We start from the raw sequence: 14,339 nt of genomic DNA, 5'->3' as shown, positions 1-14,339 counted from the left end.
GCCATCCTGCCCGGCCCGGCCCTGCTGCGCGGGCGGCGCGGGCGGCGCCACCACGGCGGTTGTTCGGCTCGCTCGCTTTCCACGAGGGGCGCTGCGCAGCGGCGGCAGTAGTGCCGGCCCGGCGGGTTGGGGGTGCCGCAGGAGTCGCAGGGCGGGCCGTCGGGCGTTTCGGTCGGCGGGGCGGCGCTGCGCTCCGGGCGTGGTGCGACGGGTTTGGCCAGTTGCACCGCGCCGGGGACCTCGGGAGCGGCCGCAGCGGCGTTCTGCGCAGTTGCGTCTTGCGCTGCCGCCGGGCGGGAGGTTGCGGAATCGGGCCGCACCGGACCTGCCGAGGCGGGGTCGCCTGACGTCGGGTCGCGCGGCGCGGGATCGGCCGGTGCGGCGTCTGGAGCTTGCGGGCGCGGGATCCGTTCGGTCGGCGGTTCCGGGTCCGGCTGCGCGCGCGGCGTCGTGTCCCAACCCAAGTAGCTGCCGCAGTTGCCGCAGAAGTCGTCGGTGGCGGCGACTCCGGCGCCGCACGTCGAACACGGTCGCAATTGCTACACCCCTTCCGGTGGGCCGGGCAGGAATTCGACGGTGCAGGTCAGGTGCACCGGCTGGACCGCGTCGACGAGTTCGGTGACGCGCGCCCGGTCCACCGCCGCCCGGCCCGGCCACACCTGTACGACGGCTTCGCTGATCGGCGCGCCGGGCAGCGCGGTACCGGGCCTGGTCGAGATGACCGCGCCCGGACCGTCCAGTACTCGCGACCGCACGCCCAGGCACAGCCACAACCGTTCGACCACGCCCCGCGGCGTGCCGTTCCACCGGTGCAGCTCCACGGCTCGCTGCACCAAGGCCCGCCGCAGCGGGTCCGGCCAGGACGGGTCCAGCTGCGCGGCGACCCAGCCGCCCAGCCACTCCAGGAAGTCCTCCGGCGCCGTGCGCGGGTCGAAGTAGTGCGCCAAGTTGTCCAAAGTGGACAAGATCGGTGCGAGGACGGTGTCCAGCCCGGCGGTGAACCGCTGCGCGAGGTCATCGCCCGCGTACAGCCCTGGCAGCAGCTCGCCCAGCGGGTAGCGGCTGGGCAGCTCGGGCAGCTCGCCCCGGGTCATGCCGTCCCGCTGCCTTCCGCGCTGTCCACCACGACCTGGTGCTGGTGCGAGAACACCAGCGCGTGCCGGGCGAGTTCGACGCGTTCCACCGGGCTGCCGCGCCGCCCGCTGATCGGGTCGGCGGGGAACAACCGCACCTCGTCGACCAGCGCGACGCCCTCGACCCGCTGCAGCACGGCGAAGATCTCGCCTGCCTGCACGTGCCTGCCGAACGGCCAGCCGGTGCCGTCGACGCCGCCGCGCAGCGGGTTCAGGTACCGGTACAGCGCCTCCAGCGCCGCGGTGTTGACCCGGTTCACCTCCGGTTCGGCCGTGGTCAGCCGCGCCACCACGGTGATGCCCTGGTAGTACGGCGGTTCCACCACGAGCCGCGCGCCGAGCAGGCGCCGCTCGTTGAGCCGCGCGGCGATCTTGGCCAGCATCTGCTCGGTCGGGATCAGCTGCTCGAACCGGAGCCGGTCGCCGCTGTCGGCCACCGCGTCCGGCACCACCAGCACGCGGGCCGCGCCGGGTTCGTGATCGGAACCGGCAGGCAGGCAGCGGATGCGGGCGGCCGCGGGAGCGGCCTGGCGGGCGATCTGCTCGTGATCTTCCGCGGTGACCGCGCGTTCCTGGATCCGCAGCTGGTGCGGGGCCCGGACCATGGCTTCCGAGACGGTTTCGCCGTCCACGCCGCCCGCGGCGGCTTCCCGGTTCTGCACCTCGGAGATGTAGGGCACCGAGCTGCGCAGCACCGAGATCGCACCACGTGCGACGTTGCCGTCCCGGCCGCCGCCGGTGCGCAGCTTCGGCACCCGGAGATGCGCGCCTTTCGCGGGCACCGCGCCGTATCGGTGCAGCGAGCCGTCCGGTGACCGGACGGCGGGCGGGAAGGCGAACTCGCCGTTGGTGGCATCGAGCGTGACGTGCCGGTCCGCGGGTCCGGAGTGTCCGAAGTGCTCGACGACCGTCCAGTCCTGCCAGCCCTCGTCGGCGGAAACCTGCACGACGATCGGCTCCCCGTCGGTCAGCACCGGTGCCTGCTCCAGCGCGAACCGCTGGCCGGGCACCCCCGCGGACTCGCCGAGCGGAACGTCCCGGATGGTCTCGGCGTGCTCGGCGGTGGTGGTGCCGCCGATGGTGCACACCTCGGCCACCCGCACGGTCGGGGTCTCGGAGTAGAACGGCTGGTCCGGCTCGGGTTCCACGACCCGGCAGCGCAGCCATCCGGCGCGCACCCCGGACACGGCCGAAGTGGTGTGCGCCGGGCCGATCTGCAGCAGCACGTCGCCGGGGCGGTTGAGCCCGCCGGTGGTGTCCTCGAGGACTTCGCAGCCGGCCCAGCCCGCGCCGTCCCACGCCTCCCAGACCAGCGGAGGCTGGCGCGGATCGACCCCGATGCCTTCGACCTGGCTGTCCAGCTGCACCAGCACGATGCAGCGGGGAACCGGCCGGTCGAGCCCGATCAGCATCGCGTCACCCGCGACGGGAACCGGCTGGAAGCACTGGACGTCCTGCTCGGCGGTGAGGTCGGGGGTGCGGTCGGCGGGCCGGCCGCCCGCGGTCAGCGTCATCAGCGTCTGCAGCTCGCACGGGGGGATCGGCAGCTCGCCGACGGTGGCGAACACGATCTCCTGCTCTTCCTCGGCGTGCGCGGTGGTGACCTCGGTGCCCCGCGGCAGCAGCACCGTCTCGTCCTGCGCCGCCGAGAGCCAGAACGTCACCTCCGCGTGCGCGGCCGCGGGCGGGAACAGCCGGACTCCCAGCAGTTCCAGGAACGCCAGGTGGTTCTTCTCCGGCACCCGGTTCAGCCGGTAGACCAGCTGGTCCACCATGTGCGCGAACGTTTCGATCAGGGTCACGCCGGGATCGGAGACGTTGTGGTCGGTCCACTCCGGCGCGCGTTGCTGCACGTGCCGTTTGGCCTCGTCGACGAGCTGCTGGAACCGCCGGTCGTCCAGGTTGGGGCTGGGCAGCGCCATCACACGACCTCCGCCGATTCGCCGGGCGGGATCGTGTAGAACGGGAACACGAGGTTGCGCTCGTCGTTGTTGCTGCGCACCCGGTAGTGCAAGTCGATGTAGAGCACGCCTTCCTGCTCGGTGTCGAAGGCGATCACCACGTCGGTCACCTCGATGCGGGGCTCCCAGCGGCGCAGCGCGCTGCGCACCTCGAAGGCGATCTGCCCGGCCGTGGCGCCGTCGCCGGGGGCGAACACGTAGTCGTGGATGCCGCAGCCGAACTCCGGGCGCATCGGTCGTTCGCCCGGCGCGGTGCCCAGCACCAGCCGGATGGCCTCGGCGATCTCCTGATCGCGTTCGACCATGCCGATCCCGCCGGTTGGCCCGACTCGCAGCGGGAATCCCCAGCCGCGGCCGATGAAGCGGTCGCTCACAACGGTCCCCCGATCAGCACGTTCGGCGCGCCGGCCATGATCTGTGCTCCGCAGGCGGTGTTGTCGAGCATCTTTGCGGCGGGCGCTCCGCCGATCAGCACCTGACCGCCGCGCGTTGGTTTGGCCACCACGGTGTTCGGCGGGTGGTATGGGTTCGCGCACGTGTAAGTGCTGCCCATGACCGCCGCCGGTTTGCCGCCGATGAACACGGTGGCGGCCGGGCCGGGCGGCGGCCCGACGACGCCGCCGTGGTTTGTCGGATCTCCTGCCCGGGCTGCGGGTGGCATGTTGCGAAACTCCTTGTCGGCTGGGAAAAGCTCAGTTGATCCGGACCATGGCGGCGCGCAGCGAAGCGTTGGTGCCGCCGGAGATGTTGGCGCCGGTCTTGCCGTTGACGGAGACCGTGGTCTTCGCGTCGATGGACACCGATCGCCCGGACAGGTTGATGTCGCCCATCCCGGCGTCGAGCGTGATGCCGCGATCGGTGACCGACACGGTGCTCATCGCCCCGCGACCGCCGGGGCGCTTCACCGCGATCTCGACGCTGCGGCCGCGTTCGTCCATCCGTACTTCGAGCCGCTTGTTCCCGCTGGCGATGCGCACACCGGGCGGGCCCTGCATGCCGTCGATCAGTTCCAGCCGGTGGCCCTTGCGGGACACCAGCGAACGCCTGTTGACCTTGCCGGTCCGGCGGTCCACCAGCGGCAGGTCGTGCTCGGACGGGGAGTCCTTGCCGTTGTAGAGCCCGCCGAGCACGTAGGGCTTGTCCAGGCAGCCCTGCTCGAACCCCACGAGCACCTCGTCGTTGACGTCCGGGCTGAACACCCCGCCGCCGCCCTGACCGCCGAGCTGCACGGTGCGGACCCAGTCGGTGACGTACTTGGCGTCCAGCCAGGGGAACTTCAACTTCACCCAGCCGCGCTGGGCCCGGCCCGCCTCCTTGATGTCGGTGACGATGCCGGTCGCCAGTCCGGGCATCCGCGATCCGGGATCCGGTGCGCCGGCGCCGGTGGTCAACCCGGCCAGCGACCGGTCCGGCGAGGTGCTGACCAGCACGGTGGTCCGGTATCCGGTGCCGGGTTCGAGCACGTGGTGCACCGCGGTCGCGGTGTAGCGGCCGGAGAACTTCTCGCCCGCGTTGCCCAGCGTCACCGGGGTGCCCGCGCGCAGTTCGGTGTTGCCGTTGACGACCGCTTCGAGTTCGCCGAGGCCCGCGCTCACCGAGTCGGCCAGCGCGCCCGCGGCGGCTTGGGCTTCCGCCCGGGTGCTGTACGGGGTGTCGGTGACGACGAGCTTGCGGCCCTTGCCGAACTTCTTGGTGGCTTCCGTGGCGGTCATGCCCGGCTTTGTGGTGCTGCTGCTGGTGACGGGCCTGTTGGCCACCACCGCGGTCTTGGTCTGCACGTCCCAGCCGCGGACCTGGACGCTGTTGACCTGGTCGGTGGAGGTGAGCACGGCCCGCAACGCCTTCAGGTTGTCGCCGTACTCGAGCACGAACGGGCTGGCCGATGCCCGGGTGCGCGGCGCCGGTGCCCCGGAGGCCGGGTCCAGCGGGAGGAAGTCGAGTTTGCCGTTCTCGTCGACTTGCACGGTGGCTCCGTGTTCCTGGGCGAGCTGTTGCAGGAATTCCCAGTCCGAGACGTTGGCCTGGGACAGCTGCTGGTAGGTGACCCGCTTGGGCGTCTTCACCCGACCGGCCCGCAGACCCGCTCCGGTGACGACCTTCCGCACGATCTGTTCGACGGCCATGTTCTGGAACGCCTGCACCTTGCGGCCGCGCATCAGCCGGTGCGCCTTGCTCATCGCCCGCACGATGGTGAACGTGCCGGTGCCGTCGTGGTCCAGTTCCAGCGAGGTGATCTCGCCGGTGAACAGCTTCTGCTCGCCGCTTTCGTTGGTGGCGGTGACCGAGACGGCCAACTGCTCGCCGATGGCGAGCTTGGGGTTGTCGGTGAGCAGCTCGTGGTCCGGGTCGCGGAAGGTCACCAGCGCCTCGTCCGGCAGCCCGACGTTCTCGTCGACGACGCAGGAGACCAGGTTGTCCTGCCACTTCTCGGGCAGCTTCGCGCCCGCCCGGATGATCGGGTAGGCGGCGATCGAACGCCCGCTCTCCTTGCCGCTCATCGCGCACCGTCCAGTTCGGTCTCTTCGGGCACGAGCAGTTCGCTGCCCGGGCGCAGCACCATCGGGTCGTCGATGCCGTTGGCCTCGGCGATGATCCGCCACACCGTCGCGTCGCCGTACTCCTGCCAGGCCAGTTGCGGCAGCGTGTCACCGGCCACCACCCGGTGCGTGCGGCGCGCGTTCTCGGCGCCGGAAGTGGGGTTCTGGCCGGGTTCGTCGACGGTGGCTTCCTCGATGGCCAGCGAGCAGGTCGCGCGCAGCGGCTTGCCGTCGACGTCGAACAGCGAGTAGTCCACCGAGAAGTTCGTCAGCACCCCGTTGAACGAGGTGGTGCGCGCGGTGCCCCACTCGAACCGCACCCACGGGCTGGCGGGTTTCTTCTTCTTCAGGCTCTTCGGGCTGGGCACGCACGCGACCATGAGGTCTTCGACCTTCTTCTCCACGGAGTCGTCGTGCTTGCTGGTGGCGTCCAGGAAGACCTCCAGCGACAGCGAGCGCGGGCCGCTGCCGACGAACTCCGGCATCGCCGATTCGGAGGCGGAGCGGGCGGGTTTGCGCCGCCACTCGGTGCTCTTGGTCAGCGCCAGCTTGTTCGGGTTGAACTGCAGGCGGACGCGTTTGATCGTGGCGCCCGGCTTCGCCCCGGTCTTGGCGGGCGGCTCCATGATGCGCAGCTGGGCCCGGGTGAGGTTGCGGCCCGGTGCGGTGACCATCGGTGTGCCTCCTGTCAGGACGGTTGCAAGCCCTGGTGGGCGATTTCGAGGGTTTCCACCGCGGCTTCCGAGCTGGCCGGGTCGAACGACGGGCCCTGCCAGCTGACCGGGACGATGCCCTGGATCTGCCAGCGGGCGATCGGGGTCAGGTCCGGGCGCAGCGCGACGATCTCGCCGTCCTTCGGCGTGTTGCGGCGGATGGTGCGGGTCAGCCAGCGCGAGATCTTCATCGTGTCCTCGGTGACCGGCCGGGTCAGCGTGATGTTGGTCCAGGTCAGTCGGGTGGGCAGTTGCCAGGCGAACGAGTTGTTGCCGCCTTCGGCGAACTCCTCGACCTCCAGCTGGGCGCCGAGCCCGCTGCAGCTGTGGAAGCGGCCCAGCTCGTTGCCCGCGATGGTGAGCTGGAAGAACACACTGCTGGCGAAGATGTCGTCGGCCACGGGGGTCCTTCCTGATCAGCGGCGGCGGTCGTAGGGGCGGCCGAAGCGTTCGCGGCTTTGGCGCAGTTCGGCGCGCAGCAGCCGGCGCAGCGGGTCCAGCAGCTTGCGGGCCATCTCTTCGAGGTCGGGGTCGGCCGTGCTCGATCCCGCTTGCTCGCCCTGCTGGTCCTGCCGCCCGGTCTTCTCCGCCGCGTCCCGTTGCACGACGTTGATCGGAACGCCTTGCGGGACACCTTGGACTCGGGGGCCGGGATTCTGCGCGGGCTGCTGCGTTTTGCGTTGCACGGGCGGGGTTTTCGCCGGACCGGGTGGTGGGCCTGCGGTGCCCGGTCCGGGCTGGGGGAGGGGGAAAGGCCCGGGCGCTTCGGAGCGCTGCACGACGCTGCCCGGGCCCGGTGGCTCGTTCCCTCCGGTGCTGGGCGGATCACCGCCGAGCGGGGACGCAGCGGGCGTGCTCGGGACGTGCGGGAGGCTCGGCGCAGCCGCAGGGGGGTGCGGGCTCGTCCGGCTGGACGGGTTCGTCTGCGGTGTGCCGGGGGAACTCTGTGCTGTGCCGGGGGAACCCGGCGGCGTGCCGGAGGAACGTCGCCAACGCGGTTGGACGACCGGCGTCGCTGAGTTCGTCGGCTCGGCTGCCCGTTGCAGCGCGCCCTCGACGTGCAACGGTCGTTTCGCCAGCAGCGACCGGGATTCCGGTGCCGCGAAAGGCGATCGATCCGTCCACTTCGGTCGGACGAGCTGCGGTCCGCCTCCCAGGGAGGTGTCGGCGGCGGCCGGATGGCTCTCGCCCGGTTTCGGCGACACCAGCGGAGGCGTTTCGGCACCGGAGTCCGCGTGGCCGGACGTGCTGCGTTGGACGGGTGCGCTCGGGGCGCGCGAGCCGGTCGTCGCCACTTTCCCGGGCTGGTCAGGATCGGTCGGCCCGGAGCTCGGATTCGCGGACCCGGGCTGGGTGGATGTCGTCATGCGTTGCAGCGTCGGCCGCTGCTCGGCCGGGGACGCCGGGCTGGAATGCTGCGCCGTTGCCGGTCCGGCGACCGGGAGGTGCGCAGGATCGGGAGTTTCCGGCGAGTTGGGCGTCGCGGCCTCGGATCGTTGCACCGAGTGCGTTTCCGGGGAAACCGTCCGGTTTTCGGTTCGGTCCGAGTGCGGGGACTCCGGTGCACTATCCGTCCACTGTGGTGTGTTCTGCTCGCCTAGGACGGGGCGATCGGCGTGCGAATCCTGCGCACGCTGGATGTTTCCCGAAAGCGGCAGCGGATCGGCGGCAGCGGTCGTGCTGGCCGGGTCGCCTTCCGTCAGCGGGCGAGCGGACTGCGGGATCGCGGCGATCGGACTGCCCAGCCCGACGGTGGGTTCCACGGGCCGAACGGGATCGCCGACGCTGCGTTGCACCGTACCGTCGGCATCGCGGTCGTCGGCACTGCGGGAAGCGCGCCGTTGGACCGACGGGCGGTCACCGGAATTTCCCGATTTTGCGGCGGAATCCGCTGCGGGATCGCCGGTTCCAGGTCCGGCCGAGTGCGCGGGAGGCGTCGAGCCACCATCGCTGTGCGGGGCGGGCGCGGCACCCTTTTTCTGCGATGCGGACCCGGTGTCTCGTTGCACGGGGTTTTTCCCGCCGCTGTTGTCGCCGGGGCCACCGCTCGGCTTGGACGGTGCGGGCCGTGGTGCGGGTTTCGCTGCTGATGATGCTTCCAGGGAAGAGCCGGGGGATTCCGGCGTGCTCGCGGAACCTTCCCGGCCGGCCAACGGCAGCGGGTTCTCCGTCGGCTGCGGGGAATGCGCGACCTGAGCGTTCGGCGGCAGGTCGTGCAGCGGTTCGCCGATCGTGGACAGCGGCGGCGCGTCAGCGCGCACTGAGCGCTGCAACGGCGGCGCGTCTTCGCGGGAAGGCGCGTCCGGAGATTCCGGCGTTGCGCCCGCGGGCGACGCGTCGGTGTTCGGATGCTTCGCCGAAGAGCTCGGGGCCGAAGAAGTCGTCGTGCCGCGCGAGGTTTCCGATTTCGTTGCGGAAACCGAGGATTCGGGCTTCGCGACCGCCGAGCCGGGCACGGCGGGCACCGGCCGCGGCGCGAGCGGCGTCGCCAGCCGGGCGACGGTCAGCGGTGGCCGGACCTGCTGCACCGGCACCGGTTTCCGCTGCACGGGCGGGGAAACGTGCGAAGCGCCCGAAGGCGGCTCAGCGGTCGAAGCGGGACCGTCCGTGCCGCGGGATGCAGGACCGCCCGAGCCTGAACCGCTCGCGCCCACCGGGGAAACCGCGTCACCGGAAGCGCCACTGCCGATGTTTCCGCTGTCGGTGTTCCCAGAGCTCCCAGTCCCGGAGTTCCCGGTGCCAGCGGCCGCGCTTCCGGAACCCGCAGTACGCGAGCGCGCAGGGCCCTTACGGCGCGAAACAGCACTCCGCGAAACAGCACGGCCGGAGCCCGCGGAACCGGAGCCGGAGGTACCGGAGCCAGCATCACCGGACGCAGCATCACCGGGTTCAGCATCACCGAGTTCCGGGCCCGCGAGCCGAACCGGCAGCTGCTCGTCCGAACTCCGCTGCACCGGCGTACCCGGAACCACCTGCGCCAGCCCGGCCATCACCCCGGAAGGCGCGTCCGCGCGCACGCGATGGCCCAGCTCGCCCAGCACCCCGTGCCGCTGGTACGAGGTCACCGACTCGGTGAACCGCGCCGCCTGCGTGACGTCGCAGCCCGCTCGCTGCACCACCCCGTTCATCGGCGTGCTCCGGCGCCAGCCGCCGTCCCAGGCCGGATCGGCCTGCGGGGCGGGAGCGTCGTGCGAGGCGTCCGGGCCGCGGTCCGGTGACGCGGTCCTGTTGCGGCGGCGGAAGGGATTCCAGCGCGGCACCGTCTCACCCGCCCTCGTTCAGTCGCTGGTTGATGTTCGCGATCTCGCGCACCCAGCGCCTGCGCTCGAGGTGGTCCAGCTCCAAGATCTCCTCGCGCGGCCAGTGGAAGTGGTAGGCCACGTAGGCGACCTCTTCGTAGAGCCGGTCGGCCGCGCAGGTCACGATTCCCCCAGGCGACCACCCGCCAGGTCGATCTCGAAGCTGGCCGAGCAGGACGGGCAGGTGACCCCGGCCCTGGTGTGGCCCTCGCTGTTGATCCGGCGGTAGAAGTCCTGCAGGAACGCGATGTCGGTGGCGTACATGTTCTCCACCAGCCCGGCGTGCACGCTGGTGAGATCGCCGAGGCGGGTGATGACCTGGCTCAGCAGCACCACGCTCAGGTATGCCGGGTTCTCCTTGACCCGCAGGTCGATCTGCGGGCGCAGCTCATCCCGCGCGGTGGCCAGCCGCATCCGGCCGTGCCGGTGCACGGTGCCGTCGGTGTGCAGGTAGCCGCGCGGCAGTTCGAAGTCGAACTCGGCGTGCGGTGCCTGCTGGCCGCCGGACGGCTCCTGCCCACCGGTGGACTGCGGTGCGCGGCTCTCCGCCGCCTCGGGGCGATTGCGCCCCGCGGCCTCGTCGAGGTCGGACAGCGATGTGATCTTCCGTCTCACTCGAGCTCGATCCGTTCGAAGACGATGGTGGCCTTCTCGGTGGCGGCGTTGGATTCCCCGGCGGTGAGTTCCGGGCCCTCCCATTTGCTGACCCAGGCGTCGAACAGCATGATGCGGCGCACGGATTCCCCTTTGGAATCCATCACCTCGATGGTCAGGTTCTCCCGCGCGTTCTCCACGTCGCCGTCGATCAGCGTCTTGTTCAGCCATTGGGAGAACTCGGAACTCTTGTCCAGGCCGCGGGTGATGGTGACCTCGCCGCCTTGCTGCGGGCCGGGCTGGCGCTTGACCATCGGCTTGCCGGTCGGGGTCGTTTGCGGGATGTCCACCACCTCTTGCTCCAGTACCAGACCGCTGACCTCTTTGACCGTCTCGACCTGCACGCTGCCGAGTTCGACACCGAACCGGTGGACGGACAGCGCATCACCTTCGGCCATGATCGATCACCTTTCACGTTGCTGGAGTGTCATTCGCTGAGCAGGCTGGTGCTGTCGGAGAACTGCGAGAGCCGGAAGATGACGAACTCCGCGGGTTTCACCGGCGCCACTCCGATCTCGCACACCACCCGGCCGAGGTCGATGGATTCCTGCGGGTTGTTGTCCCGGTCGCACTTGACGTAGAAGGCTTCGTCCGGAGTGCGGCCGAAAAGCGCGCCGTCGCGCCACGCCTCGTGCAGGAAGGCGCTGATGTTGCGGCGGATGCTGGCCCACAACCGGTCGTCGTTCGGCTCGAACACGACCCACTGGGTGCCGAGCAGGATCGACTCCTCCAGGTAGTTGAACAGCCGCCGCACGTTCAAGTACCGCCAGGCAGGGTCGGAGGAAAGGGTGCGGGCACCCCAGATCCGGATGCCGCGCCCGGCGAACGCGCGCACGCAGTTCACGCCGATCGGGTTGAGCTGGTCCTGCTCGCCCTTGCTCAGCCGCGTCTCCAGATCCACCGCGCCGCGGATCACCTCGTTGGCCGGTGCCTTGTGCACGCCGCGTTCGTTGTCGCTGCGCGCCCAGACTCCGGCGACGTGCCCGCTCGGCGGCACCAGTGCGTTGCGTCCGGTGCCCGGGTCGAAGACCTTGATCCACGGGTAGTAGAGCGAAGCGTAGTGCGAGTCGTAACCGGCCTGGTCGGCCCGCCAGTTCCGCACCTGCTGGGCGTTCAGCCCGGGCGGGGCGTCCAAGATCGCGACCCGGTCGCCGAGCTGCTCGCAGTGCGAGATGGCCGCCAGCTGCACGGTGCGCACGCCCTCGGCGTCGATCAGCCCGCGCTGGTGGGCGCTCATCAGGTCGGGCACCGCGACCATCGTGATCTCGTCGACCGTTTCCAGGCCGCCGAACCCGGTGCGCGCGGCGAGGTCCCCGACGTACTCGCCGGCGTCCACTTTGGCCGGTGCGTTGCTCGGCGCCGGGGTGGCGGGCAGCGTGACCGACTGGTTGTCCGGGCGGCTCAGCGCCGCTGCGGGCTCGGTGATCTCGATGAGCTTGGAGCGTTCGCGGACCTGGTTGACCACGTAGCTCTTGACGTTGCGCCGGGTGGAGACGTCGAAGGTCTCGCTGACCTTGCCGCCCTGGCGCACCAGCAGCTTGAACCGGTCGTCCGGCGGGTTGTCCCCGTCGGCGTCGGCGACCTCCACGGTCACCTCGCCGCCCGCGCCCGGCAGCGCGGAGATCCGCAGGTCGCCGAGTTCGACCGGGTCCGGGCGGGATTCGGCGGGCGCTGCGGACTGCGCGGAGGTCTGCGCGGGTCCGCCGATGCGCACGACGTAGGCCGAGCCGCCGCCGTTGGCGAAGTAGCCGTACACCGCGTGCGCGAGGTACCCGTCGTCGAACCCGCCGAAGTTCTCGACGTACTGGTTCCAGTTCGTCACCAGCGTGGGTTCGTGGAACGGCCCTTGCGGCGCGAACCCGACGAAGGCGGCGACCGCGGTCCCGACGCCCTCGATCGGCCGCGAGCCGTTCTGGACCTCTTCGACGTACACGCCTGGGGACAGGTACGACGGCATGTGCGCTCCTCGGTGTGCGGCGATCTCCCAGCGGGAAGTCTCGCCACCGCGGGCCGTGCGCGAACAGGTCCGCGCGGCCTCCGCCGAGGGCAGCGCGGCTGCCTCCGCGGGCAGCGCGCGGGTGCCTTTCGGGACGCATCCGCCGCGTTGCCCGCAGCGTTGCCCTTCCGGGCATTCCGCTGCGCCGGGGTGAGCGGGTAACCGTGGTGTCGAGCCGTGCGACCCGGAGGGAACCCATGCGCGAACGGCAGAACGCGGACAAGGATTCGGCGACTCGCCGGGAGCAACCGCGGCGCGCCGCACCCGCACCGGAATCCGGCACCGCCGCGCACCTCCTGCACCTGCAGCGGACCCTGGGCAATGCCGCGGTGGCGCGGATGGTCGATGGCGCGCAGGAGGAAACGGACGTGCAGCGGTCCACTGTCCACGGTGTACTGAATTCTCCGGGGGCGCCGCTGGACGCTCCGCTGCTCGACGAGATGCAGACCCGGATGAACGCGGACTTCTCCGACGTGCGGGTGCACACCGACAGCGTCGCGCAGCGCTCGACGGAGGAGATCGGCGCCCGCGCCTACACCTCCGGAAACCACGTCGTGCTCGGGTCGGGCGGCTCCGACAAGCACACCCTCGCCCACGAACTCACCCACGTGCTGCAGCAGCGCTCCGGCCCGGTCGCGGGCACCGACAACGGCGACGGGCTCAAGGTTTCCGACCCGTCGGACAGCTTCGAACGCGCGGCGGAGCACAACGCGCGGCAGGTGATGAGCGCTCCGCTCAAGCACGACGACGAGGACGGCTACGACTCGGGCTACGAGTCGGCCTGAACTCCTCGTCAGTCTCCCGGGCCGAACTCCGATTCCAGTACCAGGCGGCCGAGTTTCGCGTATTCCTGGCGCACTGCCGTGTCCAGCTCCGTCATGCCCACCGGGCCGTCGGCTTCGGCCGCGAGGTAGGCGGCGGTGACCGCGCAGGCGCGGATGGAGCCGCCGGAGAGCTCGAAGCGCTCCGCGCAGAAGTCCAGGTCCAGGTCTTCGGCGCGGGGTAGTGCGGTGCCCAGGCAGCGGTCCCACAGGGCGCGGCGCTGCGCGGCCTCGGGCATCGGGAAGTCGGCGATGACGTCCAGGCGCCGGGTGAACGCCTCGTCCAGGTTCGCGCGCAGGTTCGTGGTCAGCACCGCGAGCCCGTCGAAGCTTTCCATGCGTTGCAGCAGATACGCGGACTCGACGTTGGCGTAGCGGTCGTGCGCGTCCTTGACCTGGGAGCGCTTGCCGAAGATCGCGTCGGCCTCGTCGAACAGCAGCACGCCGTTGACCCCGGCCGCCTCGGTGAAGATCCGTTCCAGGTTCTTCTCCGTCTCGCCGACGTATTTGTCGACCACTGTGGACAGATCGATGACGTAGAGGTCCATGCCGAGGTCTGCGGCCACGACCTCGGCCGACATCGTCTTGCCGGTGCCGGATTCGCCCGCGAACAGGGCCAGCACGCCGCGGCCGCGCCCACCACCGGGCCGCATCCGCCATTCGCCGAGCACCCGGTCGCGGTGCCGGGCGCGCAGCGACAGCTCCGTCAGCGCGCGCTGGGCCGACTCGGGCAGCACCAGGTCGTCCCAGCCGACCGAAGGGGTGATGCGGCGGGCGAGCCGCTCCAGACCGGCGCCGTTCTGCGCGCGGACGCCGGCTCGCAGGTCGGCGGTGTCCATCGCCCGGTCGTCGAGCCGGGCGAGCCGGGCGGCGACGGAAGCCGCGCGGCGCACCTGGTCGGGGCCGAGGCGGTACGGGGTCAGGGCTTCGATGTGCTCGGGCCGCGGTGCTTCACCGGCGTCTTCCAGGGCGTCGCGCCATTCCTGCGCGCGCAGCTCGGGTGCTTCGACCGCGATCGAGACCGGCGATTCCCGCGCCCAGCCCGGGTCCCAGCTCGAAGCGCCGTGCACGAACACCGGAATCGCCTGCGATGCGGCCACGATCCGCCGCAGCAGCGGGCGCAGCGCCGCTTCGACCGTCTCAAGTGGACCGAAGATGAGACCGGCCCGCCGCAGCCGCGCTTCGCGGATCGCAGCCGCCAGTGCGGCCGCGGGGTCCGGGGCTT

The 14,339-nt window shown here is 71.1% G+C and carries 14 protein-coding genes; 1 reads left to right on the top strand and 13 read right to left on the bottom strand.

Annotated elements, in window-relative coordinates:
• Positions 1-539 precede the first annotated feature (539 nt).
• From IJH84_RS06755 to IJH84_RS06700, 12 genes are all read right to left on the bottom strand, one after another.
• On the bottom strand, positions 540-1,094 hold the full coding sequence (locus IJH84_RS06755; protein WP_295141594.1) for a phage tail protein: 555 nt from the start codon (positions 1,092-1,094) through the stop codon (positions 540-542).
• On the bottom strand, positions 1,091-3,055 hold the full coding sequence (locus IJH84_RS06750) for a putative baseplate assembly protein (RefSeq protein WP_295141591.1): 1,965 nt from the start codon (positions 3,053-3,055) through the stop codon (positions 1,091-1,093). The genes IJH84_RS06755 and IJH84_RS06750 overlap by 4 nt, the downstream gene beginning before the upstream one ends.
• Positions 3,055-3,468, bottom strand: coding sequence for a GPW/gp25 family protein (locus IJH84_RS06745; RefSeq protein WP_295141588.1), 414 nt, complete (start codon positions 3,466-3,468; stop codon positions 3,055-3,057). Before IJH84_RS06745 ends, IJH84_RS06750 begins: the two co-directional genes overlap by 1 nt.
• The gene (locus IJH84_RS06740; RefSeq protein WP_200069683.1) at positions 3,465-3,755 is read right to left on the bottom strand and encodes a PAAR domain-containing protein; all 291 of its coding nucleotides are present in this window, start codon (positions 3,753-3,755) and stop codon (positions 3,465-3,467) included. Before IJH84_RS06740 ends, IJH84_RS06745 begins: the two co-directional genes overlap by 4 nt.
• A 31-nt stretch (positions 3,756-3,786) precedes the next feature.
• Positions 3,787-5,592, bottom strand: coding sequence for a VgrG-related protein (locus IJH84_RS06735; protein ID WP_295141585.1), 1,806 nt, complete (start codon positions 5,590-5,592; stop codon positions 3,787-3,789).
• Complete coding sequence (locus IJH84_RS06730; protein WP_200069681.1) at positions 5,589-6,305, bottom strand: LysM peptidoglycan-binding domain-containing protein; 717 nt, start codon at positions 6,303-6,305, stop codon at positions 5,589-5,591. Before IJH84_RS06730 ends, IJH84_RS06735 begins: the two co-directional genes overlap by 4 nt.
• Positions 6,306-6,319: 14 nt before the next feature.
• Positions 6,320-6,745 (bottom strand): phage tail protein, encoded by a 426-nt coding sequence (locus tag IJH84_RS06725; RefSeq protein WP_200069680.1) that lies wholly within the window; start codon positions 6,743-6,745, stop codon positions 6,320-6,322.
• A gap of 15 nt (positions 6,746-6,760) precedes the next feature.
• Positions 6,761-7,030 carry a hypothetical protein gene (locus IJH84_RS06720; protein ID WP_295141580.1) on the bottom strand — a complete coding sequence of 90 codons (270 nt, stop codon included), beginning with the start codon at positions 7,028-7,030 and terminating at the stop codon, positions 6,761-6,763.
• A 2,578-nt stretch (positions 7,031-9,608) separates the two neighbouring features.
• Positions 9,609-9,767, bottom strand: a complete 159-nt coding sequence (locus tag IJH84_RS06715) for a DUF6760 family protein (protein ID WP_200069678.1) — start codon at positions 9,765-9,767, stop codon at positions 9,609-9,611.
• Positions 9,764-10,258, bottom strand: coding sequence for a hypothetical protein (locus tag IJH84_RS06710; RefSeq protein WP_200069677.1), 495 nt, complete (start codon positions 10,256-10,258; stop codon positions 9,764-9,766). The genes IJH84_RS06715 and IJH84_RS06710 overlap by 4 nt, the downstream gene beginning before the upstream one ends.
• The gene (locus tag IJH84_RS06705) at positions 10,255-10,695 is read right to left on the bottom strand and encodes a phage tail protein (protein ID WP_200069676.1); all 441 of its coding nucleotides are present in this window, start codon (positions 10,693-10,695) and stop codon (positions 10,255-10,257) included. Before IJH84_RS06705 ends, IJH84_RS06710 begins: the two co-directional genes overlap by 4 nt.
• 29 nt (positions 10,696-10,724) lie before the next feature.
• Positions 10,725-12,254, bottom strand: coding sequence for a phage tail sheath family protein (locus IJH84_RS06700; protein WP_200069675.1), 1,530 nt, complete (start codon positions 12,252-12,254; stop codon positions 10,725-10,727).
• Between the two features lie 236 nt (positions 12,255-12,490).
• On the opposite strand from IJH84_RS06700, the gene IJH84_RS06695 reads away from it, so the two are divergent.
• Positions 12,491-13,078 (top strand): DUF4157 domain-containing protein, encoded by a 588-nt coding sequence (locus tag IJH84_RS06695; RefSeq protein WP_295141575.1) that lies wholly within the window; start codon positions 12,491-12,493, stop codon positions 13,076-13,078.
• 8 nt (positions 13,079-13,086) lie between these two features.
• Here the strand turns inward: IJH84_RS06695 and IJH84_RS06690 are convergent.
• Positions 13,087-14,339, bottom strand: a 1,253-nt coding sequence (locus IJH84_RS06690) for an ATP-binding protein (protein ID WP_295141572.1), incomplete at its 5' end; no start/stop codon positions are given.

Source organism: Saccharopolyspora sp., from assembly GCF_017434145.1.
Lineage (GTDB): Bacteria > Actinomycetota > Actinomycetes > Mycobacteriales > Pseudonocardiaceae > Saccharopolyspora_C > Saccharopolyspora_C galaxeae.
The sequence above is the reverse complement of the archived record's forward strand: the minus strand, read 5'-3'. Positions and strand labels throughout refer to the sequence as shown.

Bases quoted from the DNA above. Each gene is read 5' to 3' on its own strand.
- IJH84_RS06755 (WP_295141594.1), bottom strand. From the start codon at position 1,094: ATGACCCGGGGCGAGCTGCCCGAGCTGCCCAGCCGCTACCCGCTGGGC.
- IJH84_RS06750 (WP_295141591.1), bottom strand. From the start codon at position 3,055: ATGGCGCTGCCCAGCCCCAACCTGGACGACCGGCGGTTCCAGCAGCTC.
- IJH84_RS06740 (WP_200069683.1), bottom strand. From the start codon at position 3,755: ATGCCACCCGCAGCCCGGGCAGGAGATCCGACAAACCACGGCGGCGTC.
- IJH84_RS06735 (WP_295141585.1), bottom strand. From the start codon at position 5,592: ATGAGCGGCAAGGAGAGCGGGCGTTCGATCGCCGCCTACCCGATCATC.
- IJH84_RS06730 (WP_200069681.1), bottom strand. From the start codon at position 6,305: ATGGTCACCGCACCGGGCCGCAACCTCACCCGGGCCCAGCTGCGCATC.
- IJH84_RS06705 (WP_200069676.1), bottom strand. From the start codon at position 10,695: ATGGCCGAAGGTGATGCGCTGTCCGTCCACCGGTTCGGTGTCGAACTC.
- IJH84_RS06700 (WP_200069675.1), bottom strand. From the start codon at position 12,254: ATGCCGTCGTACCTGTCCCCAGGCGTGTACGTCGAAGAGGTCCAGAAC.
- IJH84_RS06695 (WP_295141575.1), top strand. From the start codon at position 12,491: ATGCGCGAACGGCAGAACGCGGACAAGGATTCGGCGACTCGCCGGGAG.